This is a genomic window from Leisingera aquimarina DSM 24565, from assembly GCF_000473165.1.
Taxonomy (GTDB): domain Bacteria; phylum Pseudomonadota; class Alphaproteobacteria; order Rhodobacterales; family Rhodobacteraceae; genus Leisingera; species Leisingera aquimarina.
Window position 1 is genome coordinate 1,706,648 of sequence record NZ_KI421504.1, and the last position, 25,172, is coordinate 1,731,819.

21 protein-coding genes are annotated in these 25,172 nt (G+C 61.6%); 17 read left to right on the forward strand and 4 right to left on the reverse strand.

The window, feature by feature from the left end; all coding sequences use genetic code 11:
* The first annotated feature begins 20 nt into the window (after window positions 1–20).
* From AQUI_RS0112550 to AQUI_RS0112600, 11 genes are all read left to right on the forward strand, one after another.
* Window positions 21–818 (forward strand): ABC transporter ATP-binding protein, encoded by a 798-nt coding sequence (locus tag AQUI_RS0112550; RefSeq protein ID WP_027257819.1) that lies wholly within the window; start codon window positions 21–23, stop codon window positions 816–818.
* A 39-nt stretch (window positions 819–857) separates the two neighbouring features.
* Window positions 858–1,622 carry a transporter substrate-binding domain-containing protein gene (locus AQUI_RS0112555; protein WP_027257820.1) on the forward strand — a complete coding sequence of 255 codons (765 nt, stop codon included), beginning with the start codon at window positions 858–860 and terminating at the stop codon, window positions 1,620–1,622.
* 9 nt (window positions 1,623–1,631) lie between these two features.
* Window positions 1,632–2,378: an ABC transporter permease gene (locus AQUI_RS0112560; protein ID WP_027257821.1), complete on the forward strand. Its 747-nt coding sequence runs from the start codon at window positions 1,632–1,634 to the stop codon at window positions 2,376–2,378.
* Window positions 2,375–3,136: an ABC transporter permease gene (locus AQUI_RS0112565; RefSeq protein ID WP_027257822.1), complete on the forward strand. Its 762-nt coding sequence runs from the start codon at window positions 2,375–2,377 to the stop codon at window positions 3,134–3,136. The genes AQUI_RS0112560 and AQUI_RS0112565 overlap by 4 nt, the downstream gene beginning before the upstream one ends.
* Window positions 3,137–3,274: 138 nt before the next feature.
* Complete coding sequence (locus AQUI_RS0112570; protein ID WP_027257823.1) at window positions 3,275–3,739, forward strand: hypothetical protein; 465 nt, start codon at window positions 3,275–3,277, stop codon at window positions 3,737–3,739.
* On the forward strand, window positions 3,730–5,922 hold the full coding sequence (locus AQUI_RS0112575; RefSeq protein WP_027257824.1) for a NosR/NirI family protein: 2,193 nt from the start codon (window positions 3,730–3,732) through the stop codon (window positions 5,920–5,922). The genes AQUI_RS0112570 and AQUI_RS0112575 overlap by 10 nt, the downstream gene beginning before the upstream one ends.
* A gap of 11 nt (window positions 5,923–5,933) precedes the next feature.
* Window positions 5,934–7,844 carry a TAT-dependent nitrous-oxide reductase gene (gene nosZ / locus AQUI_RS0112580; protein ID WP_027257825.1) on the forward strand — a complete coding sequence of 637 codons (1,911 nt, stop codon included), beginning with the start codon at window positions 5,934–5,936 and terminating at the stop codon, window positions 7,842–7,844.
* Window positions 7,845–7,846: 2 nt separating this feature from the next.
* Window positions 7,847–9,115 carry a nitrous oxide reductase family maturation protein NosD gene (locus tag AQUI_RS0112585; RefSeq protein WP_027257826.1) on the forward strand — a complete coding sequence of 423 codons (1,269 nt, stop codon included), beginning with the start codon at window positions 7,847–7,849 and terminating at the stop codon, window positions 9,113–9,115.
* A complete protein-coding gene (locus AQUI_RS0112590; protein ID WP_027257827.1) occupies window positions 9,108–10,010 on the forward strand; it encodes an ABC transporter ATP-binding protein in 903 nt (300 codons plus the stop codon). Before AQUI_RS0112585 ends, AQUI_RS0112590 begins: the two co-directional genes overlap by 8 nt.
* Window positions 10,007–10,828, forward strand: coding sequence for an ABC transporter permease (locus AQUI_RS0112595; protein WP_027257828.1), 822 nt, complete (start codon window positions 10,007–10,009; stop codon window positions 10,826–10,828). Before AQUI_RS0112590 ends, AQUI_RS0112595 begins: the two co-directional genes overlap by 4 nt.
* Entirely contained in the window at window positions 10,825–11,343 is a 519-nt protein-coding gene (locus AQUI_RS0112600) for a nitrous oxide reductase accessory protein NosL (protein ID WP_027257829.1), read from the forward strand. The genes AQUI_RS0112595 and AQUI_RS0112600 overlap by 4 nt, the downstream gene beginning before the upstream one ends.
* A 29-nt stretch (window positions 11,344–11,372) precedes the next feature.
* On the opposite strand, the gene hisD is transcribed toward AQUI_RS0112600, so the two are convergent.
* A complete protein-coding gene (hisD, locus tag AQUI_RS0112605) occupies window positions 11,373–12,650 on the reverse strand; it encodes a histidinol dehydrogenase (protein ID WP_027257830.1) in 1,278 nt (425 codons plus the stop codon).
* 154 nt (window positions 12,651–12,804) lie between these two features.
* Window positions 12,805–13,776: a LysR family transcriptional regulator gene (locus AQUI_RS0112610; protein WP_027257831.1), complete on the reverse strand. Its 972-nt coding sequence runs from the start codon at window positions 13,774–13,776 to the stop codon at window positions 12,805–12,807.
* 206 nt (window positions 13,777–13,982) lie between these two features.
* On the opposite strand from AQUI_RS0112610, the gene AQUI_RS0112615 reads away from it, so the two are divergent.
* The 3 genes from AQUI_RS0112615 (at window position 13,983) to AQUI_RS0112625 (ending at window position 17,125) form a co-directional block, all read left to right on the forward strand.
* The gene (locus AQUI_RS0112615) at window positions 13,983–14,978 is read left to right on the forward strand and encodes a taurine ABC transporter substrate-binding protein (RefSeq protein WP_027257832.1); all 996 of its coding nucleotides are present in this window, start codon (window positions 13,983–13,985) and stop codon (window positions 14,976–14,978) included.
* Between the two features lie 78 nt (window positions 14,979–15,056).
* Entirely contained in the window at window positions 15,057–15,863 is an 807-nt protein-coding gene (locus AQUI_RS0112620) for a taurine ABC transporter ATP-binding protein (RefSeq protein ID WP_027257833.1), read from the forward strand.
* Window positions 15,860–17,125, forward strand: coding sequence for an ABC transporter permease (locus tag AQUI_RS0112625; protein ID WP_027257834.1), 1,266 nt, complete (start codon window positions 15,860–15,862; stop codon window positions 17,123–17,125). The genes AQUI_RS0112620 and AQUI_RS0112625 overlap by 4 nt, the downstream gene beginning before the upstream one ends.
* 70 nt (window positions 17,126–17,195) lie before the next feature.
* On the opposite strand, the gene AQUI_RS0112630 is transcribed toward AQUI_RS0112625, so the two are convergent.
* A complete protein-coding gene (locus tag AQUI_RS0112630) occupies window positions 17,196–19,631 on the reverse strand; it encodes a GcvT family protein (RefSeq protein WP_027257835.1) in 2,436 nt (811 codons plus the stop codon).
* 187 nt (window positions 19,632–19,818) lie between these two features.
* Here AQUI_RS0112630 and AQUI_RS0112635 point away from each other — a divergent pair, with 187 nt between their 5' ends.
* The gene (locus tag AQUI_RS0112635; RefSeq protein WP_027257836.1) at window positions 19,819–21,336 is read left to right on the forward strand and encodes a trimethylamine methyltransferase family protein; all 1,518 of its coding nucleotides are present in this window, start codon (window positions 19,819–19,821) and stop codon (window positions 21,334–21,336) included.
* Window positions 21,337–21,348: 12 nt separating this feature from the next.
* Here the strand turns inward: AQUI_RS0112635 and AQUI_RS0112640 are convergent, their stop codons facing one another.
* Window positions 21,349–22,323: a LysR family transcriptional regulator gene (locus AQUI_RS0112640; protein WP_027257837.1), complete on the reverse strand. Its 975-nt coding sequence runs from the start codon at window positions 22,321–22,323 to the stop codon at window positions 21,349–21,351.
* 431 nt (window positions 22,324–22,754) lie between these two features.
* Here AQUI_RS0112640 and AQUI_RS0112650 point away from each other — a divergent pair, with 431 nt between their 5' ends.
* A complete protein-coding gene (locus tag AQUI_RS0112650; RefSeq protein ID WP_027257838.1) occupies window positions 22,755–23,879 on the forward strand; it encodes an extracellular solute-binding protein in 1,125 nt (374 codons plus the stop codon).
* Window positions 23,880–24,048: 169 nt separating this feature from the next.
* On the forward strand, window positions 24,049–25,161 hold the full coding sequence (locus AQUI_RS0112655) for an ABC transporter ATP-binding protein (protein ID WP_027257839.1): 1,113 nt from the start codon (window positions 24,049–24,051) through the stop codon (window positions 25,159–25,161).
* Window positions 25,162–25,172: the final 11 nt, after the last annotated feature.

Genomic DNA, 25,172 nt, shown 5'->3' on the forward strand with positions numbered 1-25,172 from the left:
AAATTCAGGGTGATGTAAAAATGGACACAGCCGCTGCGGCCGCATCAGTATTGGAGCCCGCCACGCACCGCGAGGCGATCCGGGTGGAGGATTTGCATAAGTCCTTTGGTAATCTGGAAGTGCTGAAGGGTGTGAACCTGACCGCCCATCAGGGCGATGTGGTGGCGATTATCGGCGGTTCCGGGTCGGGCAAGTCGACCATGTTGCGCTGCATCAATTTCCTGGAGACACCGAGTTCGGGCAAGATTGTGATCGGTGGCGAAGATGTTGCGATGCGCAAGGATGGCAGCCCTTCAAATCAAAAGCAGATCGAGCGTATCCGCACCAAGCTGGCGATGGTGTTCCAGCAGTTCAACCTGTGGACCCACCGGACGCTGCTAGAGAATGTGATCGAGGTGCCGGTGCATGTGTTGAAGGTGCCCAAGGCTGAAGCCATAGAACGGGCCCGCGAACTGTTGGAGCGGGTAGGGCTGGGCGGCAAGGAGGACACCTTTCCGGCCTATCTGTCCGGCGGCCAGCAGCAGCGGGCGGCGATTGCACGCGCCTTGGCTGTGGACCCGTCTGCAATGCTGTTTGACGAGCCGACGTCGGCGCTGGATCCGGAACTGGTGGGGGAGGTGCTGACGGTGATCCGCGATCTGGCTGCCGAGGGGCGCACCATGCTGCTGGTCACCCACGAAATGAAATTCGCGCGCGAAGTCGCAAACAATGTCGTCTATCTGTACCAGGGCCGCATCGAAGAGCAGGGACCGCCTGCCGAGGTCTTTGGCAATCCGCAATCAGAGCGGCTGAAGCAATTTCTGAGCTCGGTCGCCTGATCCACTACCATCACAATAATAATCAACTGGGAGAGACTTATGAAACTGAAAGCATTGCTTGCCGCTGCCACCGCAGCCGCCGCCCTGACTGCTGGCGCCGCTGCTGCGGAACAGGTGAAGATCGGCATCGCCGCGGAGCCTTATCCGCCGTTTGCCTCGCTCGACAGCTCGGGCAACTGGGTCGGCTGGGAGGTCGAGGTGATCGGCGCGGTTTGCGCGGCGGCAGAACTGGACTGCGTGATTACACCTGTGGCCTGGGATGGGATCATCCCGTCGCTGACCGGCCAGCAGGTCGATGCCATCATGGCCTCGATGTCGATCACCGAGGAGCGGCTGAAGACGATTGATTTCAGCGATCCCTATTACAATACCCCGGCGGTGATCGTGGCGGACAAGTCGATGGATATCGAGGCGACGCCGGACTCGCTGGCGGGCAAGATTGTGGGCATTCAGGCCTCGACCATCCACCAGGCTTATGCGCAGGAATACTTCAAGGATGCCGAGCTGAAGGTTTATCAGACCCAGGATGAGGCTAACCAGGATCTGTTTGCAGGCCGCATTGATGCGACCCAGGCGGACAGCATTGCAATGGCGGATTTTGTGGGCTCCGATACTGGCAGCTGTTGCGAAATCAAAGGCGCGGTTGCTGATGATCCCGCAATCCTGGGCCGCGGTGTCGGTGCCGGCGTGCGCAAGGGCGACGATGCACTGCGTGAGGCACTGAACAAGGGTATCGCCGCAGTCCTGGCCGACGGCACCCATGAGAAGATCACTGCCAAATACTTCACTACCAGCATCTACTAAGGTGCTGCCATGACCGGACTGTTTGAACTACTGGGCCTCGGCGCCAGCGCTGAGCTGCTGTCGCTGTCGGGCTGGGGGGGCAACCTGCTGCGCGGGCTTGCCAACTCCCTGCAGATCGCCTTTGGCGCTTATGGGCTGGGGCTGGTGATCGGGCTGTTCGGGGCCTACGGCAAACTCTACGGCGGGAAGGTCACGCGCGATCTTCTCGCCATCTATACCACGGTAATCCGGGCGGTGCCGGAACTGGTGCTGATCCTGATCCTTTATTACGTGGGCAGCGATATCATCAACAAAATCTCCGAAGGCTTGGGCGGCGGCCGGGTTGAGATCAACGGCGTTGCAGCCGGTATCTGGGTGCTGGGGGTGGTGCAGGGCGCCTATGCCACCGAAGTGCTGCGCGGGGCGATCAAAGCGGTGCCGGTCGGGCAGATCGAGGCGGCGAAATCCTATGGCATGCCGGCCTTCATGATCATGCGCCGGGTGACGATCCCGGCAATGATGAGCTTTGCGGTGCCGGGGCTGGCAAACCTGTGGCTGATTGCCACCAAAGATACGGCGCTGCTGGCGGTTGTCGGCTTTAACGAGCTGACGCTGGAGACCCGCCAGGCGGCGAGCAGCACGCGGGCCTATTTCACCTTCTTCCTGGCCGCCGGGTTCCTCTATCTGATGGTGACGCTGTGCTCCGGCGCGGTTTTCGCCCGGGTTGAGAAATGGGCGCGGCGCGGCCAGCCTTCGCTGAAGGGGGGCACGTCATGACCGGCCTCAAGGAGCTGATGCAGCCGCACCGTATTGTCATGATGCTGATCTTTGCGGGGCTGGTGATCTGGTGCGCGGTCTCGCTGCGCTGGGACTGGCTGCCCAAGTACGCGCCGCTGGCGCTGGAAGGGCTGTGGACGACGATCTGGATCCTGGCGGCATCCCTTGTCATCGGGTTCCTGCTGGCAGTGCCGCTGGGGTTAGCCCAGGCCGTGGGGCCGTGGTATCTGTCCATTCCGGCCCGCACATTCTGCACCATTATCCGCGGCACACCTTTGCTGTTGCAGATATGGTTGCTGTATTACGGGTTGGGATCTCTGTTCCCTCAGTTTCCCTGGATCCGCTCGTCCGAGCTGTGGCCGTACCTGCGTCAGGCCTGGCCCTATGCGGTGCTTGCGCTGTCGCTGTCTTATGCAGGCTATGAGGGCGAAGTGATGCGGGGTGCATTCTCGGGTGTGGCCAAAGGGCAGCTGGAGGCCGCAAAATCCTTTGGCATGCCGCGTTTCACCATGTTTCGCCGGATCTGGCTGCCGCAGGCGATCCGCAATGTACTGCCGACCTTGGGCGGCGAAACCATCCTGCAGCTGAAGGCGACACCACTGGTGGCGACGATCACGGTGGTGGAGATCTACTCGGTATCCTCGCGCGTGCGGTCTGATACCTTTATCGTTTACGAGCCGCTGCTGCTGCTTGCGGTGGTCTATATGGCAATTGCGGGAGTGATAACCCTGGCTTTCCGGCGGTTCGAGAATGGCTGATCTGCTGGGCGGTTAGCCCCTCTTCCGGGCCGTGGCCAACCGGTCCGGAATCTCTGATTTATCTGACATACATCAAATAACGGCACTGAAGTTCCCTCTAGTGTCAGCGGCAAATGCAGCAAGAGATTCTTGTAACAGATGCCGCGCACTTCTTTCATATCTTCCGTTTGCCGCGCCGGGTTGTTCCGGCGGCTGGCGGGGCTGTGCGCCATTTTCATGCTGGTAGTGCAGGTTGCCTTCCCCGGTGCGGCGCAGGCCGCGGCGGGCGGAGAATGGATCGAGATCTGCGGTGAGTTCGGCGTGGTGGAGATCCAAGTCGCCGAGGAAGGCAGCGGCGAGGCGCAGGATTGCCCCAAATGCAGCACCTGTCCGCTGTGCGCTGCTGAAAACAGCGCCGGGCCGGTTAGTGCTTTTCGCTCTGATATCAGCCGGGCGGCAGACTGCTCCGTGCTGCTGCCTGCGGGAACCGCCGTGCAGCCGAACCCGGCGCAATACTGGCACGACGGCCGCGGGCCTCCGCTAACAACCAAGATAGTATCCGAACGCGCATCCCGCGCGTCCGTGGCAGCCACTCTAATGAAAGGAGAGGCGCCATGGTCCTGACACGCGCCTTTCGGGGCTGGATGACAGCCCTTGTGATAACATTCGCCGCCGTATTCAACGCGGCGGGTGCTGAGGCAGACAGCCTCGACTCTTTCCTGACAGATCTGACACCTGCCGACCTGGTGCCCGGCGCCGAGGCGTTCGGTCCGGTACGCAGCGATGTGCCGGTGGCGCCGATGCTGAAAGCGGGCGAAGTTATCGCCTATGCCTTTCTGACCTCGGATTTTGTCGGCACCACCGGCTATAGCGGCAAGCCGATCCATGTGGTGGCTGCGATTGATACGGATGCAGTGCTGACCGGCGTGAAGCTGGTCAAGCATTCCGAACCGATTGTGCTGATCGGCATTCCGAACGCCAAGATGGTCAGGCTGACCGAAAGCTATGCCGGGCTGGACCTGAAGGCCGAGGCAGCGGCAGGCGGCGATGCCCATGATCTGGACATTATCTCGGGTGCGACGGTGACCATCATGGTGATCGACGACAGTCTGGTGCGGGCCGGCATCAAGGTCGCGCGGGCGCTGGGGCTGGGCGGGCTGTCGCCAGTGCAGGCAGACGGGCCGAAGCGTGAGGTCGACATGGCCCGCGAGGCGGTTGCGGACTGGACCACGCTGGCAGGCGACGGCTCGGTGCGGCGGGTGACGCTGGATGTGGGCCAGATAAACGCGGCGTTTGAGGCTACGGGCGACCAGCGTGCAATCAGGCGGCGTGAGCGCGGCGCTCCGGACGATACGTTCATCGATATGCAGATGGCGCTGGTCTCCGTCCCGTCGGTCGGCAAATCGCTGCTGGGCGAGGCCGAGTATCAGAACCTGCGGTCCTGGCTGAAGGAAGGCGAACATGCCATTCTGGTGCTGGGCCGCGGAAGCTACAGCTTCAAGGGTTCGGGCTATGTGCGCGGTGGCATCTTCGACCGGATCCAGCTGATCCAGGGCGATGCCTCGGTGCGGTTCTTTGATAAGCAGCACAAGCGGCTGGGGGAGCTGGCGACGGCGGACAGCCCCAGCTTTGGTGAACTGGACCTGTTCAGGATCCCGGCAGATGCGGAGTTCGATCCGGCAGAGCCGTTCCGCCTGCAGCTTTTGGTGCAGCGCTCGGTGGGCGCGCTGGAGCGGGCGTTTCTGACCTTTGATTTGGATTACAAACTGCCGGAGCAGTATCTGCTGCCCGCCGCGCCTGCACCCAAGCTGGTGGATGATGATACCGGCGAGGCCGCGGCCAAGGCGGCGCTGTGGCAGCGGATCTGGAAGGACCGCACACTGGAAATCAGCGTTCTGGGCGTGATGCTGCTGGTGCTGACGGGGGTGTTCTTCTTCCAGTTCCAGGCAACCGCGAATGCACGTGTCTTCTACTGGTTCCGCATCGGGTATCTGACCGTCACCTTGGTGTTCCTGGGCTGGTACGCCAACGCGCAGCTGAGCGTGGTGAACCTGATGGCGCTTGCCGGCAGCTTGCGGGGCGGGTTTTCCTGGGATGCCTTCCTGCTGGATCCGCTGGTGTTCATCCAGTGGTTTGCCGTCGCCGCCGCGCTGCTGTTCTGGGGGCGGGGCGCCTATTGCGGCTGGCTGTGCCCGTTCGGCGCGCTGCAGGAACTGACCAACAAGATTGCCCGCTCGTGCCGCGTGCCGCAGATCACACTGCCGTGGGGCCTGCATGAACGGTTGTGGCCTGCGAAATACATGATTTTCCTCGGACTGTTCGGCATTTCGATGGTGTCGATCCCGCTGGCGGAAACCTATGCCGAAGTGGAGCCGTTCAAGACCGCGATCATCCTGAAGTTTGTGCGCGACTGGCCGTTTGTTGTCTTTGCGCTGGTGCTGCTGGGGCTGGGTTTGTTCGTTGAGCGGTTCTATTGCCGCTACCTGTGCCCGCTGGGGGCCGCACTGGCGATCCCGGCACGGGTGCGGATGTTCGACTGGCTGCGCCGCTACAAGGAATGCGGCAGCCCCTGCCAGACCTGCGCCAATGAATGCCCCGTTCAGGCGATCCACCCGACCGGTGAGATCAACCCGAACGAATGCGTCGACTGCCTGCATTGCCAGGTTCTGTATCAATCCGAAACCAAATGCCCGGTTGTGATCAAACAGCTGAAACGCCGGGCCAAGACCGGCAGCCCGGCACCAGACGTCACTCTGGGCCGGCCGCCCGCCAATCACCCCAACGCGAACAGGACAAAAGTTTCCTGAAGGAGGACATCATGTCTGAAGATCTGAAAAACACACTGCCCGTCACCCGCCGCGGCCTCTTGGGGGCCACAGCCTCTGGCGCCGTGCTGGCGGCCACTGGCGCCGGCTCCGCGCTGCTGGGCGCCAAACCTGCGCAAGCGGCGGAGGGTGTCAACCTGGCGCCGGGCGAGCTGGATGAATATTATGGCTTCTGGTCCTCTGGCCAGACCGGCGAGCTGCGCATCCTGGGCGTGCCGTCGATGCGCGAGTTCATGCGGATCCCGGTGTTCAACCGCTGCTCGGCCACCGGCTGGGGCCAGACCAACGAGTCGCTGAAGATCCTGACCGAGGGCCTGCTGCCGGAAACCAAGGAATTCCTGGCCGCCAACGGCAAGGTCACCTATGACAACGGCGACCTGCACCACCCGCATATGTCGTTTACCGACGGCACCTATGACGGCCGCTTCATCTTCATGAACGACAAGGCCAACACCCGCGTTGCCCGGGTGCGCTGCGACGTGATGAAATGCGACAAGATCATCGAGATCCCCAACGCCAAGGACATCCACGGCCTGCGCCCGCAGAAGTTCCCGCGCACCGGCTATGTCTTTGCCAATGGCGAGCACGAGGCGCCGCTGATCAACGACGGCCAGATCCTGGATGATCCGTCGCAGTATGTGAACATCTTCTCCGCCATTGACGGCGATACCATGGAAGTCGCCTGGCAGGTGATCGTCTCGGGCAACCTGGATAACACCGACTGCGACTATCAGGGCAAATACGCCTATTCGACCTCCTACAACTCGGAAATGGGCATGACCCTGGCCGAGATGACCGAGAACGAGCTGGATCATGTGGTTGTCTTCAATATCGCAGCGATTGAAGCGGCAATTGCAGCGGGCGACTATCAGGAACTGAACGGCGCCAAGGTGGTTGACGGGCGCAAGGGCGCACCGGGCAAGCTGACCCGCTATATCCCGATCCCGAACTCGCCGCACGGCATCAACACCGCGCCGGACAAGAAGCACGTTTGCGTCAACGGCAAGCTGTCGCCGACCGTTTCGGTGATCGACGTCGAGAAACTGGACGCGCTGTTCGACGCCGATGCCGATCCGCGCTCGGCCATTGTGGCGGAACCGCAGCTGGGTCTTGGCCCGCTCCACACCGCCTTCGACAACCGCGGCTATGCCTACACCACCCTGTTCCTGGACAGCCAGGTGGTGAAATGGGACATCGCCAAGGCGATCGAAGCCTATGCCGGCGCCGATGTCGATCCGATCCTCGACAAGGTCGATGTGCAGTACCAGCCGGGCCACAACTCCACCTCGATGGGCGAGACCGCCGATGCAGATGGCAAGTGGCTGATCTCGATGAACAAGTTCTCCAAGGACCGGTTCCTGAACGTGGGCCCGCTGAAGCCCGAGAACGAGCAGCTGATCGACATCTCCGGCGACAAGATGAAGGTGGTGCACGACGGCCCGACCTTTGCCGAGCCGCATGACTCGATCATCGTGCACCGCTCCAAGGTGAACCCGGCCAACATCTGGGACCGCAACGACCCGATGTGGGCCGAGGCACGCGCCCAGGCAGAAGCGGACGGGGTAGATCTGGACGACTATCAGGACACCATCATCCGCGACGGCGACAAGGTGCGGGTCTATATGTCCAGCCAGGCGCCGAACTTCAGCCTTGAGAAGTTCACCGTCAAGCAGGGCGATGAAGTCACCGTCTATGTCACCAACCTGGATGACATTGACGATCTGACCCACGGCTTCTGCCTGTCGAACTTCGGCCTTGCGATGGAAGTTGGGCCGATGGCCACCGCTTCTGTCACCTTCATTGCCGAGCGCCCGGGTGTGCATTGGTACTATTGCCAGTGGTTCTGCCACGCGCTGCACATGGAGATGCGCGGCCGGATGCTGGTTGAGCCACGGAGCGCATAAACATGAAATGGCTCCTGCCCCTATCGCTGGTTGCGGCCCTGACCTGCCTGGCGCCCGCCCGGGCGGCGGATTGGGATGTGCCGAACCAGGCAGGGGCCATTTCGAAGACACTGGCGCAGGCGGCGGATGGCGACACCCTCCGCCTCGCCCCGGGCAGATATGCCGAAACGCTGGTGCTGGACCGGCCTGTCACCCTGGACGGGCAGGGCCATGCCTCGCTCGATGGGCAGGGCGCGGGGTCGGTGATTACCGTCAATGGCCCAGGCGTCACCGTGCAGGGGCTGACGGTGGTTGGCTCCGGCTCCTCGCATCAGGAGATTGACAGCGGCATCAAGCTGACCAAGACGGCCCATGCGCCGCGGATCCTGAACAATGTGCTCTTGGGCAACCTCTACGGTGTGGACATTCACGGCGCCAGGGACAGCCTGGTGCAGGGCAACCGCATCGAAGGCCGCCTGGACCGCCACATGAACGCCCGCGGCAACGGGGTCTATGTCTGGAACGCGCCAGGTGCGGTGGTGGACGGCAACGACATCCGCTTTGGCCGCGACGGGATCTTTGTGAACAGTTCCAAGAAGAACAGGTTTACCAACAATACCTTCCGCGACCTGCGCTTTGCCGTGCACTACATGTATGCCGACAATTCCGAGGTCTCGGGCAATGTCTCGATCGGCAATCACCTCGGCTATGCGGTGATGTTCTCCAAACGGGTCAAGGTGACCGGGAATGTCTCGCTGAATGACCGCGACCACGGGGTGATGCTGAACTACGCCAACCAGGGCGAGGTACGGGGCAACTATGTGAAGGGGGCACGGGACAAATGCACCTTCCTCTACAACGCACACAAGAATGATTTCTCCGGCAACTGGTTTGAGGGCTGCGGCATCGGCATCCACTTTACCGCTGGCAGTGCCGGCAACCGGATGGTTGGGAATGCCTTTGTCGGCAACCGGCATCAGGTGAAATTTGTCTCCACCAAATGGGTGGAATGGTCTGAGGCAGGCCGCGGCAACTACTGGTCCGATTTTGCGGGTTTTGATGTCGATGGAGATGGCATCGCCGATGCACCCTACCGTCCCAACGACAGCATGGACCATGTGTTGTGGACCCAGCCGGCGGCGAAGCTGCTGATGGGCTCACCCGCGGTACAGCTGGTGCGTTGGTCGCAATCGGCGTTCCCGGCGCTGCTGCCGGGCGGGGTGATCGACAGCCACCCGCTGATGCGGCCCGAGCGGCCGGCGGCCGCCAGAAAGGTTGAACAGGATGGATAACGCAAACAGCCCACTGCAGATCCGCGCGCTGGACAAGTTCCGCGGAAGGACACAGGTGCTGCATGGCATTGATCTGGATATCGCGCCGGGCGAGCGGCTGGCGCTGCTGGGCCACAACGGTGCGGGCAAGTCGACGCTGATCAAGGCGGTGCTGGGCCTGATCCGGCATGAGGGCGGTAGCATCCGCATCTGCGGCGCTAAGCCGGGCACGGGCGCCGCCCGCGCCGCGACGGCTTTTTTGCCTGAGGCGGCCAGTTTTCACCCGGCGCTGACCGGGCATGAGCAGCTGGGGCTGTTTGCCCGTCTTGCCGGGGAGCGCGCAGATATTATCAGATTGCTGGAACGGGTTGGTCTGGGCGAGGCTATGCATCGCCGTATCGGGGCTTATTCCAAGGGGATGCGTCAGCGGCTGGGCTTGGCGCAGGTGCTGCTGGGGCGTCCCAAACTGGCGCTGCTGGACGAACCCACCAGCGGTCTGGATCCGATCTCGCGCCAGGATCTTTATGCCATCATCAATGAGTTGGCCGGGCAGGGCGCTGCGGTGCTGATCGCCAGCCATGCCTTGACCGAGGTGGAGGCGCGCACCGACCGTATCGCCATCCTGCGCAAAGGCGTGAAGGTGGCGGACGACACGCTGGCGGGCCTGTCGGCACAGGCCGGGCTTCCGGTCAAGCTGCGGGTGCAGGCACAGGGTGCTGAGGCGGATCGGATCGCGCTGGAGACCGGCGGGCGGCGGATCAATGGCGCCTCGGTCGAGATTCTTTGCCGGCCGCAAGACAAGATGGCCGAGCTGCGCAAGATTGCGGCCATGGGCGATGCAGTGGTTGATATCGACATGGTGCCGCCGCGGCTGGAAGACCTTTATCGCCATTACTCCGGGGAGGACCGCAAATGAAACGTGCCTTTGCCATAGCCCGCGCCGAGATGCTGATCCTGCGCCGCAACCTCTGGCTGTTCATGGCAACGCTGATCATGCTTTCGTTCTCGCTGGCGTTGTCCTTTGCCGGCTCGGCCCCGACGGGGACGCTGGGGGTGGACATGCTGACGGTCTCGGTCGCTTCTATGACCACTCTGTCGGTATACCTTGCGCCGCTCTTGGCGTTGATGATGGGGTTTGATGCGGTGGCTGGGGACCGTGACCGCGGCAGCCTGGCGCTGCTGCTTGCCTACCCCGCGGGACGCGCTGAGATCCTGCTGGGCAAGCTGATGGCGCAGCTGGCGGCCCTGGCGGTGGCGATGGTCATCGGCTTTGGTGCCGCCGGAGCGGTTGCGGCCTGGTTTGGCGGTGCAGGCCCCGAGAGCCTGATTGCGCTGGTGCGGCTGGTGGCGACCTCGATCCTGCTGGGCGCAGTGTTCCTGGTGCTGGGTTATGCCTTGTCGGCGCTCAGCAGCGGTGCCGCCGCTGCCGCCGGCCTGTCGGCGGGTGTGTGGCTGGTGTTTGTGGTGCTCTATGACCTGGGACTGCTGGGCGCCGTAGTGATGGACAGCGGCGGGGTGTTCACCCAGAAGGTCTTCCCCTGGGTGATGGTCGCCAACCCGGCGGATGCGTTCCGGCTGTGGAATGTGGCGGCCTCGGAAAGTGTCGCCCTGTCCAGCGGCATGGCGGGGGCGGCCAGTGCCTTGCCCGGCTGGGCGGCACCGCTGTCGCTGCTGTTGTGGCCCGCGCTGGGCTTCCTGCTGGCCTGTGCCGCGTTCCGGAGGGTGGAGCCATGAAGCGCCTGATCCTTGCCGCGGCTCTGTTTCTTTCCGCTTGTCTGGAGGAGGAGGCCAAAGCGCCGCCGGCGCCGGTGGAACTGACGGAAGCGGCGCTGAGCTATTTCTGCCAGATGAATGTGTCCGAACACGGCGGACCCAAGGGGCAGATCCATTTGGAGGGCTTCCCTGTGCCGCTGTTTTTTGCCCAGGTGCGGGATCTGGCAGCCTATGTGAAGAGCCCGGAGCGGGATGCGGAGATCACCGCAATCTATGTCAGCGACATGGGCGCAGCCGCCAGCTGGGCGCATCCCGGCACCAACAACTGGATTGATGCCAAGGGAACGCATTTCGTGGTGGGGGCGAATGTGGCAGGCGGCATGGGCGCGCCGGAAGTTGTGCCCTTTGCCTCGACTGAGGACGCCGCCCGTTTTGCTGCCCGTTACGGCGGCGAAGTGTCGGGGTTTGAAGATATCCCAGATGACGCGGTCCTGGGGCCGGTCGATCTTGACCAGCAACTGGAAACGCCATCCTGAGCGTAGTGTCGCAGCAGCGCCGGATAGCCCTAAACAGGTTCCGGCTGCAGCCGCATCTCGGCAGCGATGGCGTGGCCTTCCATACCCTCCATCCGGCTGATGCGGGCGGTGCGCTGGGCCAGCTCATGGGAGGCGGCGGAATTGCAGCGCTGCCAGGTCACGGTCTTGGTGAACTTATGCACAGACAGCCCGCCGGTATAGCGCGCAGCACCGCTGGTGGGCAGCACATGGTTGGGGCCGGAGGTCTTGTCGCCGAAGGACACCGTGGTTTCCTTACCCAGAAACAGTGAGCCGTAGGCCGTGAGGCGGTCAAGCCACCAGTCGAGATCCTCGGCCTGAACCTGCAGGTGCTCGGGCGCATAACGGTCGGCCACCTGCGCGGCTTCCTCGCGGCTACCGCACAGAACCACTTCGGCGCGTTCGTGCCAGGCGCGGTGGGCGGCAGAGAGATTGGGTTCAGGCAGTTTGCCGATCAGCGCCTGCGCGCGGGCCATGACACCCTTGGCCAGCGCCTCATCGGTGGTGACCAGCCAGACCGGGCTGTCGGCGCCATGTTCTGCCTGGCTGACCAGATCCCAAGCAACGGTTTCAACATCGGCGGTGTGATCGGCGATGACCAATGAATCGGTGGGGCCGGCAAACATGTCGATTCCGACCTCGCCGAACAGCATCCGCTTGGCCTCTGCCACGTAGGAATTGCCGGGGCCGACCAGAATATCGGCAGGCTGGGCGCCGAACAGGCCCTGGGCCATGGCGGCGATGCCCTGGACCCCGCCCAGGTTCAGGATAATGTCCGCTCCGCAGAGGTCCATGGCGTAGACGATCGCATCGGGAATGCCGGTTCCGGGGCGGGTTGGCGAGACTGCGGTGATGTGGGGAACGCCGGCCACTTTGGCGGTGGTGATGGTCATCAGCGCGCTGGCGATATGGCTGTAGCGGCCGCCCGGCACATAACAGCCGGCACTGGAAACCGGGATTTGCTTCTGGCCTGCGATCAGACCGGGGATTACCTCTACCTCGCATTCGCTCATTGTAGCCTTCTGCGCCTCGGCAAAGCGGCGGACGTTGGCATGGGCGAACTGGATGTCCTCTTTCATTTGCTGCGAAACCCGGTTGCAGGCCGCGCGGCGCTGGGCGTCGGTTACCACAATGGGGCCTGTCCAGCCGTCCAGCTTTTCCGCGTAGCGGCGCACCGCGTCTTCGCCATCACGTTCGATGTTGGCGAGCATGACGGCGACTGTATCGCGGATATCGCTGTTTTCGGCAGCGGGGCGGGGCTGGGCCTGTTTGAGGTAGGTGATTGCCATTGGGATCAGCTCATTTCCATTAGAGGGCCGCCGGGTGCGTGGGAAAGGGCACGGCGCGGGTTGCGCCTAAAACAGCGTCCTGCAGGCCGCACGGTCAAGCTGCGGCTTGCAGGTTCCGAAAAACACGGATGTTTGTTTCGAATTGCCGGAGAGCCTAATTCCCCTTAGCGGGGAGGGTGCGGAACTCCTCGGCCAGCCAGGGAAAGCGTGCGCTTATCGGATCAGTGAAATGGTGGCCCAGGGATTTCTGCAATGCCTGGTGGATCAGTTGCGAAGTGGCCGCAGGATAGACGCTGGTGGTGAACAGCGACACCGTTCTGGCAAAACTCTTACCGGGGAAGCGCACAACCTTGACCTTGTCGTGAAAGCGCTGGGCGCGGTGGTAGCTGGCGGCGGTCGTGACGGTCCAGCCGCTGCCCTCGGAGACCAGCCCGATGATCGACTGGTTGCATTCCAGTTCAAACCGGTTGGGAAGAGAGATCTTGAGCCGGGTCAGCTGGGTCTCAATTTGCTTACCGATGGTGTGGTCGCGGGAATAGCGCAGGAGAGGCAGAGGCGTATCAGCTTTAGTCAGATCCTCGACGCTGCCGGAATACCCGGTGGGCACCACCAGAATGAAGGGATCGCGCATCAGCGGGTATTCGATCAGATCCGGCAGCAGCCCGGCCGGGCGGGTGGCGACGCCAGCGTCCAGCTTCTGCTCCTGCAGCTTTTCAATGATCTCGTGGCTGGGCCGGGTGTAGTGGCGGAAGCTGCAGCGGGGCAGCGCGGTAGAGAGGAACTGAAACAATTCCGGGCCGACCTCGTTGTCGAAATCATCAAGCAAGGCCATCCGCAGATCGGTGGCATGCTGCCAGCTGCCGGAACGGATCTCGGCCTCGCCGCGTTTAAGCGTCATCAACCCGTCAAATACATAGCGGGCATAGACCACGCCGGCCGGTGTCAGCCCCATCGGGCGCCGGGTGTGGTCCACCAGATCAACACCAAGCGCACTTTCCAGGCTGCGCAGGTGATTGGACACGGTGCTGATCGACAGGCCGGTTTCTGCGGCGACCTTCTGTATCGATCCCGACTTGGAGATCAGCTGGAACACTTCCAGCCAGCGCAGACTCAGCGTCTTTTGCATATGCAGTCCTCCTTTGCGCTTTGCATATGCTATCCGCAGGTTTGCGCCAATGTATCCGTAAAAATCAAATATAAGTTTTACTTTTGCCGCAAGAGTAATTTTGTGCTATAGTGAAGTGGCTTCCCGGATATGGTTTGCCGTGCAAAAATCAAAGCTATGAGGCTCGCAACGAACGGGCCCGGAGAATTAACTGGGAGACCTCCAATATGATCAAAAAGTATCTGCTTTCAACTATCTGCGCCGCCGCCGCTTCCATCTCTGCTGTGAATGCCGCTCATTTGGATGAGATCACTGTGGCCTATTTCCTGGAATGGCCAATGCCGTTCCAGTTTGCCAAGGCCAACGGCACCTATGAGGAGGAACTGGGCGTCAAGATCAACTGGGTGTCGTTCGACACTGGCACCGCAATGTCGGCGGCGATGGCGTCGGGTGATGTGCAGATTGCCGTGAGCCAGGGCGTGCCGCCGTTTGTGGTGGCAACGTCCGCCGGACAGGACATCCAGATTGTGGATGTGGCTGTCAGCTATTCCGACAATGACAACTGTGTTGTCGCCGAGGCGCTGGAGATTGACAAAACCAGCGCAGGCGAGCTGGCGGGCAAGAAAGTGGGTGTGCCGATCGGCACCGCTGCGCATTATAACTTCCTGTCGCAGATGTCGCATTTCGGTGTTGATATCGGTTCGATGGAGGTCGTGGATATGGCGCCCGCGGACGGCGCGGCAGCTTTTGCACAGGGCAACCTGGACATGGTCTGCGGCTGGGGCGGCGCGCTGCGGCGGATGCTGGAGCATGGCAACGTGCTGCTGACCGGTGCCGAGAAGGAAGAACTGGGTATTCTGGTGTTCGATGTAACCAGCGCACCGGCAGGGTTTATCGCTGAGGATAGCGAGCTGCTGAGCAAATTCCTGAAAGTGACTGCAGATGCCAACGCAATGTGGAACTCGGGCGATCACAAGGACGAGATGCTGCCGGTGATTGCCAAGGATGCCGGTATGGACCTGGGCGATGCTGAGGCCACAATAGCCACCTTCAACTTCCCCTCGGCCGAGGATCAGCTGTCCGAGAAGTGGCTGGGCGGCGGCGCTCAAGGCTTCATGAAGGGCGTGGCGGATGTGTTTGTGAAGGCGGGCAGCATCGAAGCGGCGTTGGACTCCTATGATGGTGCTGTTGACAGTGCACCGCTGGACGCCGCGCTGAACTGAACCGCTATTGAATAACTGAGATGAACGGCCCGGTAACCGGGCCGTTTGCATCCGCGGCTGAAGCAGGAAGGGGGAGAGATGTCAGGATTGGACATCAAGGGTGTCTCTATGCGTTTTGATTTGCCCAATGGCAGTTCGGTACAGGCACTGAAAGACGTCTCATTGAGTTTAAAAGCGGGAGAGTTGATGTCGGTTTTGGGGCCTTCGGGCTGCGGCAAGACCACGCTCTTGAACATTCTGGCCGGGTTTCTGGCCCCGACGGAAGGGGCGATTGAATTGAACGGCCATGTTGTCACCGGGCCGGATGCCGAACGCGGCATGGTGTTCCAGAAAGGCGCGCTGTTTGAATGGATGAACGTGCGCGACAACGTGGAATTCGGGCCGCGCATGAAAGGCATGGCGCGGGCGGAACGAGAGAAGATCTCTGACCGGCTGCTGGATATCGTCGGCTTGCAGGATTTCAAGGAAAAGGCGGTGTATGAGTTGTCGGGCGGGATGCAGCAGCGTGTTGCCTTGGCCCGCTGCCTGGCGAATGAACCTGATGTGATCCTGATGGACGAACCGCTGGGGGCGCTGGACGCGCTGACGCGGGAGAAGATGCAAGGCCTGGTGCTGAAGCTGTGGAAAGAGACCGGCAAGACTATTATCCTGATCACCCACTCGGTGGAGGAGGCACTGCTGCTGGGCGAGCGGCTGATCGTGATGGCGCCGCGTCCCGGCCGCATTCACCGCGAATACAACTTGCCCTTTGCGGAACGCGGGGTGAATGCAGATCTGCGGGATGTGAAGAAATCCGAAGGATTTGCCGAGACCCGCGATGAGATCCTCTCGATGATCTGGGAAATGGAAGAGGAGATCATGGGCCGGACGGAGCAAGTTGCATGACGGTTCTTCTGTTCTATATCGCGCTGTTTGCCGGTGCTTTCTTTCTGGTTCAGCTGATCCGCAAGGGGATGCAGTCGCAGCAGGATTTTACCAGCTTGAAAACCGTAACGTTTGGCGATGAAAGCGCCGTGACGCCGGACCGGGCGGCCTCGATCATCTCAGTCCTTGTGATCTTTGTGATCTGGGCGGCCTTTACCGGCTCCAAGCTGCTTCCCATTCACGTGCCAGGACCCTTCACCGGCGAAACCACATTCACCTATACTTTGGAGAATGCCGACGGGGCCACCGATGACGCAGACATCACAGTCAGGGTGGCCGGGTTTGGTGAGGAAAGCCCAAAGTTTGAGGTGGAGCCGGGCGACGGCTTTGCCAAGAACGATGCCCTGGCGGCACAGGCCGGGCGCTCCACCACTCTGATTTTTGACCGCAATGACGAGGTCAAGCGCAAGGAAGGCGCAAAGATCGTCGCCATCAACGGCGAACCCATCGGTCCCGGTACGCAAGTGGACGCCGGCGACGGCACGGTGACGCTGACCGGGAAGGGGGCGATCAGTTTTGCCCCGCACGGCGGGTTGCAGATGAACCCGATCTGGCTGCCGGCACCGGAAACGGTGGTGGCGCGGTTCTTTGAGATTGCCTCGGAAGGTTATCAGAACTTTTCGTTGTGGCAGCATTTGGGCTGGTCGCTGACACGGGTGATCGTGGGTTTTGTGACCGGGGCGATTGTCGGCATTCCGCTGGGTTATGCCATGGGTCTGTCGGGCTGGTTCCGCGGCTGGTTCGACCCGATTGTCGAGTTCATGCGCCCGGTGCCGCCCTTGGCGCTGATCCCGCTGGTGATCATTTGGTTCGGCATCTGGGAAACCGGCAAGATCGTGCTGCTGTTCCTGGCAGCCCTCTGGATCATGACGATTGCGGCGCGGGCCGGGGTTTCCGGGGTGAACATCTCGAAAATCCACGCGGCCTATTCGCTGGGGGCCTCCAAGTGGCAGATCATGCGCCACGTGATCGTGCCGAATTCGCTGCCGGAGATCTTTACCGGTGCGCGGGTTGCAATGGGCGTTTGCTGGGGCACCGTTGTGGCCGCGGAACTGGTTGCGGCACAAAAGGGGGCAGGCATGATGATCATTGCGGCCTCGAAATTTCAGCTGACGGATATCGTGATTATGGGGATCGTGCTGATTGGCATCATCGGTTACGGCATCGACATACTGATGCGTCAGGCGGAGAATTGGCTGGTGCCATGGAAGGGTCGCAGCTGACGCAAGTATCTGCATCGCAATGGAAAACGCCCGGAGAATTCTCCGGGCGTTTTGCTGTTTGAAGAGAGGCCTAGCCCCGGATACGGTCGAAGCCCGGATCATAGGGGGAGGGGGCAATAACCGTGGCCGCCACCAGATCGCCGCAGAGGTCGAGCTGCATAGTGCTGCCTTCGGTTGCCAGTGCCGGTTCCACAAAAGCATAGGCCAGGTTCATACTTACCCGGTGACCCCAATCGCCGGACGTCACGGTGCCCACGACCTTGCCGTCTTGCATCAGCGAGGCGCCGCCATGGGCCGGGGCGTGGGTGGTGCCGATCTGTAGCGTGACCAGCTTCTTGCGTGCGCCTTCGGTTTGGCGTTTCTGCAGGGCCTCCTTGCCGATGAAATCACTCTTTTCCAGCTTCACGAACCGGTCCAGCCCGGTCTCAAACGGGTCGAATTCGGTGATCAGGTCTGCCTTCCAATGCAGGAAACCTTTTTCCATCCGCATAGACTCCACCGCCCGCGCGCCAAAGAGTTTGAGGCCGTGTGCCTCGCCCGCCTTGCGCAGGGCCAGGTAGGCTGCGTAAAGCGCAGCGTTGGGGACGTGGATTTCATAGGCTAGTTCGCCGGAGAAGCTGACGCCCATCACTGTGGCGGGCGCAAAACCGACGAAACATTCACGCACCGACAGCCACGGGAAGGCCGCGGCTGACCAGTCGCCCCGGGCGCAGGCTGAGAGCACGTCCCTTGCCCGGGGACCGGCCAGGACCAGGATGGTCTGGTCGTTAGCGAGAGAGCGGACATGCACGTCCTCGTCTTTTTGGATGTGGCTTTGCAGCCAGTCCATGTCGTGGAATTCGCTGGCGGCGGCGGAGCCGTACCAGACCCGCTCCGGCCCGCGGTCCGAGGCGGGGAGATTGGCCACTGTGGCCTCGCCTTTGACCATGCCGTGATGGTTCAACAGGTAGCCGAGACCGACCCGGCCCGCGCGTTTGGTGACGGTGCCGCAGAACATCCGGTCGAGAAAGCTGTGCCGGTCCGCGCCAGTGATCTCGAACCGGTTGAAGCCATTGACCTCGGCCAGGCCGGCATTCTCCTGCACATTCTTCACCTCGGCCGCGATGACGCCGAAGGCCTCGTCAAAGTTGAAGGACAGCGAGGGATGGAAGTCCGGTGCGGGCTTGATGTAGTCGACCCGCTCCCAACCGTTCACCACCGTGAACTCGGCGCCTTCGGCGGCCAGCACCGGCGTCAGCGGCGTGGTCTTGGCCGGGCGGCCCGCCGGGCGGTGCTCATGCGGGAAGTGGAAGCGGAATTCGTTCTGATAGTCCTCGATCGCCTTCAGCGCGGTCAGCTCGACATTGGTGTGGCCGGTGAAACGGCGCGGATCAAGGCACCAGGTGTCGTACTGCGCCTCGCCATGCACGATCTGCTGCGCCAATAGCCAGCCGTGGCCGCCGCCTTCGCCCAGGCCCGCCCGCAGGCCGATAATGCAGAACGCGTTGCGCTTGCCTGGGATCGGGCCGACCAAGGGTGCCCCGTCGATGGTATAGGTGATCGGACCGTTGACCACTGTGTGAATGCCGGTGTCCATCAGCGTTGGCATCCGGGCAAAGGCGCCCTCCAGAACATCTGTTACCCGGTCCAGATCATCGGGGCACAGGGCGTTCACGAAATTCGGGTCGATCCCGTCCATGCCCCAGGTTTTGCAGTCTTGTTCGTAGAAGCCCACCAGCAGCCCGTTCTTTTCCTGGCGGCAGTAATAGTCGCTGATCGGGCACCGCAACAGCGGCATCCGGTGTCCCGCGTCTTTGATCGCGGGGATCTCTTCGGTCAGGAAATACTGGTGCTCCATCGAGGCGACGGGGTGGTGCACACCCATCATGGCGCCAACCTCGTTCACCCGGTAGCCGCAGGCGTTCACCACGATATCGCAGTCTATGTCGCCGTGTTCGGTATGCACGGTCCAGGTGTCGTCCTTATGCTGTGTCAAGGCGGTCACCGGCGTGTTGCGGTAGACCTCGGCACCGGCCTTGCGGGCACGCCGCGCCAGCGCCTGGCACAGCTGGGCCGGGTCTATGTCGCCGTCCAGCGGATCCCACAAGCCGCCGATCAGGTTATCGGTGGAGATCAGCGGGTGGCGACGGGCGCATTCCTCGGCGTCGATCACTTCGAACTCCACCTCCATGCCGCGCGCCATGGAGGTAAAGTGGCGGTAGCCCTGCATTTGTGCTTCGGTATTGGCCAGGCGGATACCGCCGTCGCCGTGGTGGTAGTTGATCGGGTAATCCGGGTCTTCAGCCAGTTCCTTGTACAAGTTGATCGAGTGGGTCTTGAGGCCGACCATGGTCTGGTTCATGCCGAAATTCGTGACCTGCGCCGCTGAATGCCAGGTGGTGCCGCTGGTCAGTTCGTTGCGTTCGACAAGAACGACGTCGCTCCAGCCTTCCTGAGTGAGGTGGTAGAGGGTGGAGCAGCCGGCGATGCCGCCTCCGATCACCACAACCTTGGTGCGCGATTTCATGAAAGGGACCTCCCGATGGATTTTGCATGACTAAGCGCCCGGTCAGCGCAGGCTGCAATACAGGGGAGTGTAATTATCAAAAATTCGAAAACTTTGTTGAATAAGCTGGTAGTTCTGCTCCTGTGATTGCCAGCCGGCGGCTGCGGCGGGAACATTGGGGCAAGATTTACCTCAGGAGGTCACAATAATGGCAGAGCAGCGAGCCAAACGGGGCGGGCGCCGGGAGCGTTTGGCGCAGAGGGCGGCAAAGCCTGCCGTGGATCCCTGTCCGCCGGGCCAGATCGGCGGAGACTATAAGCCGCTGACCCCTGAGGAACTGGAGCGGGTTTACTCCACATCACTGGAATTGCTGGCCAAGCTTGGCATGGGGGAAGTTCCGCCCCAGCTGCACGCCGATCTGCTGGCGGCAGGGGCGCAGGACAACGGTGCCGGGCGGGTAGTGTTTCCGCCGCAACTGGTGGAACAGGCGATTGACCAGGCTGCCAAGACGTTTGTTCTGCACGGACGCGATGACAGCCGCTCAATCACGGTGGGCGGCAATGCGGTGCATTTCGGCACCGGCGGCGCGGCTGTGCAGACGCTGGATATGGAAAGCGGGGTGTACCGGCCTTCGACGCTGACTGACCTGCATGACTTTACCCGGCTGCAGGACACTCTGGCCAATGTCAGCTGGTTCACCCGCTGCTGCGTGGCGACAGATGTGCCGGACAACTACGATCTGGACGTGAACACGGTCTATGCGCTGCTGAAGAACACCACCAAACCAGTGGCGACGTCGTTTACGCTGGCAGAGCATGTGGCACCGATTGTGGAGATGCTGGATATCGCTGCAGGCGGTCCGGGGGAGTTCTCCAAACGCCCCTTCGTCAAGGCGCATATCAGCCCGGTCATCTCTCCAATGCGTTATGGTGAGGATGCAGTGGACGTTGTCTATGAATGCATCAGGCACAACATTCCAATGTCCTGCATAACTGCGGCCCAGGCGGGGGCAACGGCGCCCGCCACATTGGCGGGATTTCTCGCGCAATCACTGGCCGAGACCCTGGCCAGCCTGGTGATGGTGCACGCGATCCAGCCGGGTTTCCCGATGGTGTTCTCCAACTGGCCCTTGGTAATTGATTTGCGCACCGGGGCGTTTTCCGGCGGCAGCGGCGAGACGGCGGTTCTGAATGCAGCCTCGGCGCAGCTGTCGAACTGGTTGGGGCTGCCCTCAGGGGTGGCATGCTCAATGACCGACGCCAAGGCGATTGACGCGCAATACGGGGCTGAAAAAGGACTGACGTCGCTGGCGGCAGCGCTGGCGGGGGGCAATCTGATCTATGAAAGCTCGGGCATGACGGCGTCCCTTTTGGGTGTGAGTTTTGAAGGGTTCGTGCTGGATGACGAGATGCATTCCCACACCTACCGCGCCTTGCGCGGGATTGAAGTGAGCGAGGAAAACCTCGGGTTCGAGGCGATCTGCGCGGCGGTGCTGGGCGAGGGGCATTTTCTGGGCGGCCAGCATACGCTCGCGGCGATGGAGCGGGACTACTTCTACCCGGCTATAGCGGACCGGGACGAGCCGCGCACCTGGGCAGAAAAGGGCGGACTGGACGCCTGGGCACAGGCGCGGGTGCGGGCACAGGAAATCCTGCGGACCCATCAGCCCGCGTATCTTACGGCAGAGCAGGACCGGGATATCCGGGCGCGCTTCAAGATCTATTGAGAGGCCGGGCGGTCAAGAGATCAGGGTGAAGCTATTCGCAAGCCAGGGCGCGCTTTGCTGGAACGGTTTTATCGCGTGATCAGCAATCAGTGTGCGCATCCGGCTGTCGACCAGATCAAGGATCGAGCGCGAACAATCCGGCGTCGAAACGATGGCCAGGGTGCGCGAGAAGCTTTTGCCCGGAAAGGCGACCATTTTCAGCTTGGGCTGGAACAGTTTGGCGCGGGAAAACAGCAGCGGCGTGGTGATCGTCCAGCCCGCACCCGCTGCGACCATGGCCATCAGTGTTTGATTGCTGGCGCATTCGAACCGGTGCGGCAGCGACAGCCCCATCCGCCGCAACTGGGTTTCGATCTGGCGGGAAATGATCTGGTTGCTGGCAAAGCGCAGGAAGGGCAGCGTGCTGCGGCCTTCGATAACCTCCTGCAGCATGGGTTCGTCTGATTTGGGCAGCACCGCAACAAAGGGATCGCGCAGCAACGGCCTGTCCTGCAGATCGCGCAAACGCTCTGACGGGGTGGTGGTGATGCCCAGGTCCAGCTGCCGGTCGCGCAGCATGGCCAGTACCGCATGGCTGGAATCGATCTGATACATGAAATCGCAGCGCGGCATGCTGGCGGACAGGAAAACGGCCAGTTCAGGGATGATGTCGCTGTCAAAATCCTCGATCGTGCCAAGCCGAAGATAGCTGGCCTCGGAAATGTTCCCGGCCGAAGCCTCGGCCTTGGCCTTGCGGATCGTGTGCAGCGCATCGCCGATGCTGCGCAGGAAAACCTGGCCTTTGGGTGTCAGAACCATGGGGCGGCGGCTGTGGTTGAACAGCTCCACCCCCAAATGATCCTCGAGATTGCGCAGATGGTGCGAGATGGTGCTGACCGACAGGCCGGTCTCGTCGGACACGTCCTGCAAAGACCCTTTGCGGGCAGTGATCTGAAACAGTTCAAGCCCTTTCAGGCTCAGATCTTTGCGGGCGGAGTGGCTAGGCATCGGATACCTCTCCCACAAATCTGCGGCTGCGTCATGAGGCGTTTATTAGATTTCCCCCAATTGGTGGCAAAATGCTGAAGACCAAGGCCTGGCCGATTGCGCTTGGGCTGCTGCACATGCAATCTGCTCTCTGCGCAGCTGCTGTGTGCGCCCGCGCGGCAAATGCCGCTGCCTTGTAAAGGGTTTATGAACATTGACGCCTCGCGCCGACGGGCGCACACTGCAGCCACAGCGATGGTTTTTTAGCCGATGCATTGTCGTGGAGGATATTTAACTGCACCGAAACTGGCGTTATGCAAAACCGGATTGCGAAAGCTCTGGCCTTATCAGTTTTGGAAACTGTCACTGTAGGCGGGGCGTCTGACTCCGCAAGGTTTCACGGTTGAAACAATAAGAACAACAAACAACAGTCCAAAGGGAGATAACTGGATATGACAGCAAAGACTTCAATCAGCCGCCGTACGGTGCTGAAAAGCGCAGGTGCTGCGGCACTGGCGGCGCCGCTTTACTCAAAAAGCGCACTGGCGTCTTCGGGCGAAGTGAACATCCTGATGTGGTCGGACTATCTGCCGCCCGAATTCATTTCCGGGTTTGAAGCCAAGACCGGGATCAAGGTGAACTACACCGGTATCGGTTCCAACGAAGAAATCATCAACAAGATGAAGGCCACCAAAGGCCAAGGCTTTGACATCGTTTCGCCGACCAACAACCGCTCGCTGCAGTGGGGGCCGCTGGAGCTGTTGAAGCCGTTCGACATGAACAAAGTCAACATCGACGCGGTGAACCCGGCGATGGCCAAGATTGGCACCGACGCCTGGAACTTTGGCGGTTCGGGCGTGCATTGGCTGCCGCATATCTGGGGCACCGAAGGCATTGCCTACCGCACCGACAAGTGGCTGCCTGCGGGCGACGCTCCGTCTTATGGCGATGTCTGGTCCGAGGAAAACGCCGGCAAAACCATGGGCCGGGCGCATTCAATGATGCTGGGTGCAGGCCTTTACATGGAAGCCTCGGGCGAGATGGAGCCGGGCTCGATCTGGGCGGCTTACGACGACGAGGAAACCATGCGCAAGGTCTGGGGCCAGGTCACAGACTGGTGCGTGGCGCGCAAGAGCCGGATCAAGCTGATCTGGAACGATGCGGACACCCAGAAAAACGGCCTGTTGAACGAGGGTGTTGTGGTCGGCCAGACTTGGGACGGTCCGCCGCTGGCGCTTAAGTCTGCTGGCGAACCTGTGCACTATCAGGCACCGGTCGAAGGCTCGATGGCTTGGGTCGACGGCATCTCGATGCCGGTTGGCGCCAAGAACGAAGAGGAGGTTTATGCCTTCATCTCCTATGCCTATGAGCAGGAGCCGGCAGGCAAGGCAATCGACAGCCATGGCTATAACTCGCCGGTTCTGGGCGCTGATGGCTTCTCGGGCGATGTCTACAAGAAGAACTTTGCCGAAGCCTATCCGGGCAACTCGCTGGCCAATCTGAACCCGTGGCCGGCCGAGGCGCCGTGGTATGCGGACGTGCGGACCGAGTTCGTCAACAAGTTCAAGAGCGCCTAAGCGAACCGCCTGATCATGCTGGCCTCCGGGAGATCTATCCCGGGGGCCGGTTTCGTGCCGCTGGCAGCCAGCCGGAGCGGCGCCTTCAACAACAATACAAGGGAAGCAGGTCTTGCGGGGCCGGTGGAGCGCCACCGGAATGGGGATCTGCACCCTGGGGAGAAGCCAAATGAGTGCTGGGGTCGGCGTTGATCTCGAAAATCTTTGGATCCGCTTCGGTGACTTTGTTGCCGTGCGCGATGCCAATGTGAACATCAATGGAGGGGATTTCTTCTCCTTCCTGGGGCCCTCGGGCTGCGGTAAAACCACCATCCTGCGGGCGGTCTCAGGCTTTCTTGAGCCAAGCGACGGCCGGGTGCTGATTGGCGGCAACAACATGAAGGGGATCGGGCCGAACAAGCGCCCGACCGCGCTGATCTTCCAGAACCTGGCGCTGTTTCCGCTGATGAAAGTCTGGGAAAACATCACTTTCTCAATGGAGATCAAGGGCGCCTCGGCCAGGGAGCGGCGCAAGCGCGCGGATGAGCTGTTGGACATGATCGCGCTGCCGGGGCAGGGCGACAAGCTGCCCTCCGAATTGTCTGGCGGCCAGCGTCAGCGGGTGGCGATCGCGCGCGCCTTGTGTGCCGAACCGGATGTGCTGCTGCTTGATGAACCGCTGTCGGCGCTCGATCTCAAGCTGCGCCAGCACATGCGCACCGAGCTGCGCGAGATTCAGCAGCGGGTCGGCATCACTTTTATCTACATCACCCACGATCAGGGCGAGGCGCTGACCATGTCCGACAACATCGCGGTGATGAAGGCCGGGGTGATCGACCAGATCGGTGATGGAAAGACCATCTACAACGACCCGGCTACTGCCTTTGCGGCGTCTTTTGTGGGCGAAAACAATGTCTTTCGCGGCAAGGTGAAGCGGGTGATGGGCGACGAGGCCCTGATCGCCACCAACCGGTCAGGCGATCTGGTGGCGCGGATTTCCACTGCCAACCAGGGCCGTATGAAAGAAGGCGACGAGGCGATGATGTTCATCCGCCCCGAGGCCTTTGCACTGGCGCCGCAGGGCGCCGCAGGCGACCATTTCGTGACTGCAAAAGTCAACCACGAGGAGTTCGAGGGCAATGCCTTCAACATCTTTATGGAAGGCGACGGCGGTAAGGAGCTGAAGGTTTCGATCCCCAACCTGGGCCAGTCCTTTGATGACCACACCGGCCAGAATATCACCCTGGAATACGAGACGAAAAACGCCGTCTGTGTTCCTGCCGGTGAGCTGGCCGCGGAATGAGGAGGCCCATG

What these genes read in the sequence shown, in the direction of transcription:
- AQUI_RS0112550 (WP_027257819.1), top strand. Translation starts at nt 21, where the DNA reads ATGGACACAGCCGCTGCGGCCGCATCAGTATTGGAGCCCGCCACGCAC.
- AQUI_RS0112555 (WP_027257820.1), top strand. Translation starts at nt 858, where the DNA reads ATGAAACTGAAAGCATTGCTTGCCGCTGCCACCGCAGCCGCCGCCCTG.
- AQUI_RS0112560 (WP_027257821.1), top strand. Translation starts at nt 1,632, where the DNA reads ATGACCGGACTGTTTGAACTACTGGGCCTCGGCGCCAGCGCTGAGCTG.
- AQUI_RS0112565 (WP_027257822.1), top strand. Translation starts at nt 2,375, where the DNA reads ATGACCGGCCTCAAGGAGCTGATGCAGCCGCACCGTATTGTCATGATG.
- AQUI_RS0112570 (WP_027257823.1), top strand. Translation starts at nt 3,275, where the DNA reads ATGCCGCGCACTTCTTTCATATCTTCCGTTTGCCGCGCCGGGTTGTTC.
- AQUI_RS0112575 (WP_027257824.1), top strand. Translation starts at nt 3,730, where the DNA reads ATGGTCCTGACACGCGCCTTTCGGGGCTGGATGACAGCCCTTGTGATA.
- nosZ (WP_027257825.1), top strand. Translation starts at nt 5,934, where the DNA reads ATGTCTGAAGATCTGAAAAACACACTGCCCGTCACCCGCCGCGGCCTC.
- AQUI_RS0112585 (WP_027257826.1), top strand. Translation starts at nt 7,847, where the DNA reads ATGAAATGGCTCCTGCCCCTATCGCTGGTTGCGGCCCTGACCTGCCTG.
- AQUI_RS0112590 (WP_027257827.1), top strand. Translation starts at nt 9,108, where the DNA reads ATGGATAACGCAAACAGCCCACTGCAGATCCGCGCGCTGGACAAGTTC.
- AQUI_RS0112595 (WP_027257828.1), top strand. Translation starts at nt 10,007, where the DNA reads ATGAAACGTGCCTTTGCCATAGCCCGCGCCGAGATGCTGATCCTGCGC.
- AQUI_RS0112600 (WP_027257829.1), top strand. Translation starts at nt 10,825, where the DNA reads ATGAAGCGCCTGATCCTTGCCGCGGCTCTGTTTCTTTCCGCTTGTCTG.
- hisD (WP_027257830.1), bottom strand. Translation starts at nt 12,650, where the DNA reads ATGGCAATCACCTACCTCAAACAGGCCCAGCCCCGCCCCGCTGCCGAA.
- AQUI_RS0112610 (WP_027257831.1), bottom strand. Translation starts at nt 13,776, where the DNA reads ATGCAAAAGACGCTGAGTCTGCGCTGGCTGGAAGTGTTCCAGCTGATC.
- AQUI_RS0112615 (WP_027257832.1), top strand. Translation starts at nt 13,983, where the DNA reads ATGATCAAAAAGTATCTGCTTTCAACTATCTGCGCCGCCGCCGCTTCC.
- AQUI_RS0112620 (WP_027257833.1), top strand. Translation starts at nt 15,057, where the DNA reads ATGTCAGGATTGGACATCAAGGGTGTCTCTATGCGTTTTGATTTGCCC.
- AQUI_RS0112625 (WP_027257834.1), top strand. Translation starts at nt 15,860, where the DNA reads ATGACGGTTCTTCTGTTCTATATCGCGCTGTTTGCCGGTGCTTTCTTT.
- AQUI_RS0112630 (WP_027257835.1), bottom strand. Translation starts at nt 19,631, where the DNA reads ATGAAATCGCGCACCAAGGTTGTGGTGATCGGAGGCGGCATCGCCGGC.
- AQUI_RS0112635 (WP_027257836.1), top strand. Translation starts at nt 19,819, where the DNA reads ATGGCAGAGCAGCGAGCCAAACGGGGCGGGCGCCGGGAGCGTTTGGCG.
- AQUI_RS0112640 (WP_027257837.1), bottom strand. Translation starts at nt 22,323, where the DNA reads ATGCCTAGCCACTCCGCCCGCAAAGATCTGAGCCTGAAAGGGCTTGAA.
- AQUI_RS0112650 (WP_027257838.1), top strand. Translation starts at nt 22,755, where the DNA reads ATGACAGCAAAGACTTCAATCAGCCGCCGTACGGTGCTGAAAAGCGCA.
- AQUI_RS0112655 (WP_027257839.1), top strand. Translation starts at nt 24,049, where the DNA reads ATGAGTGCTGGGGTCGGCGTTGATCTCGAAAATCTTTGGATCCGCTTC.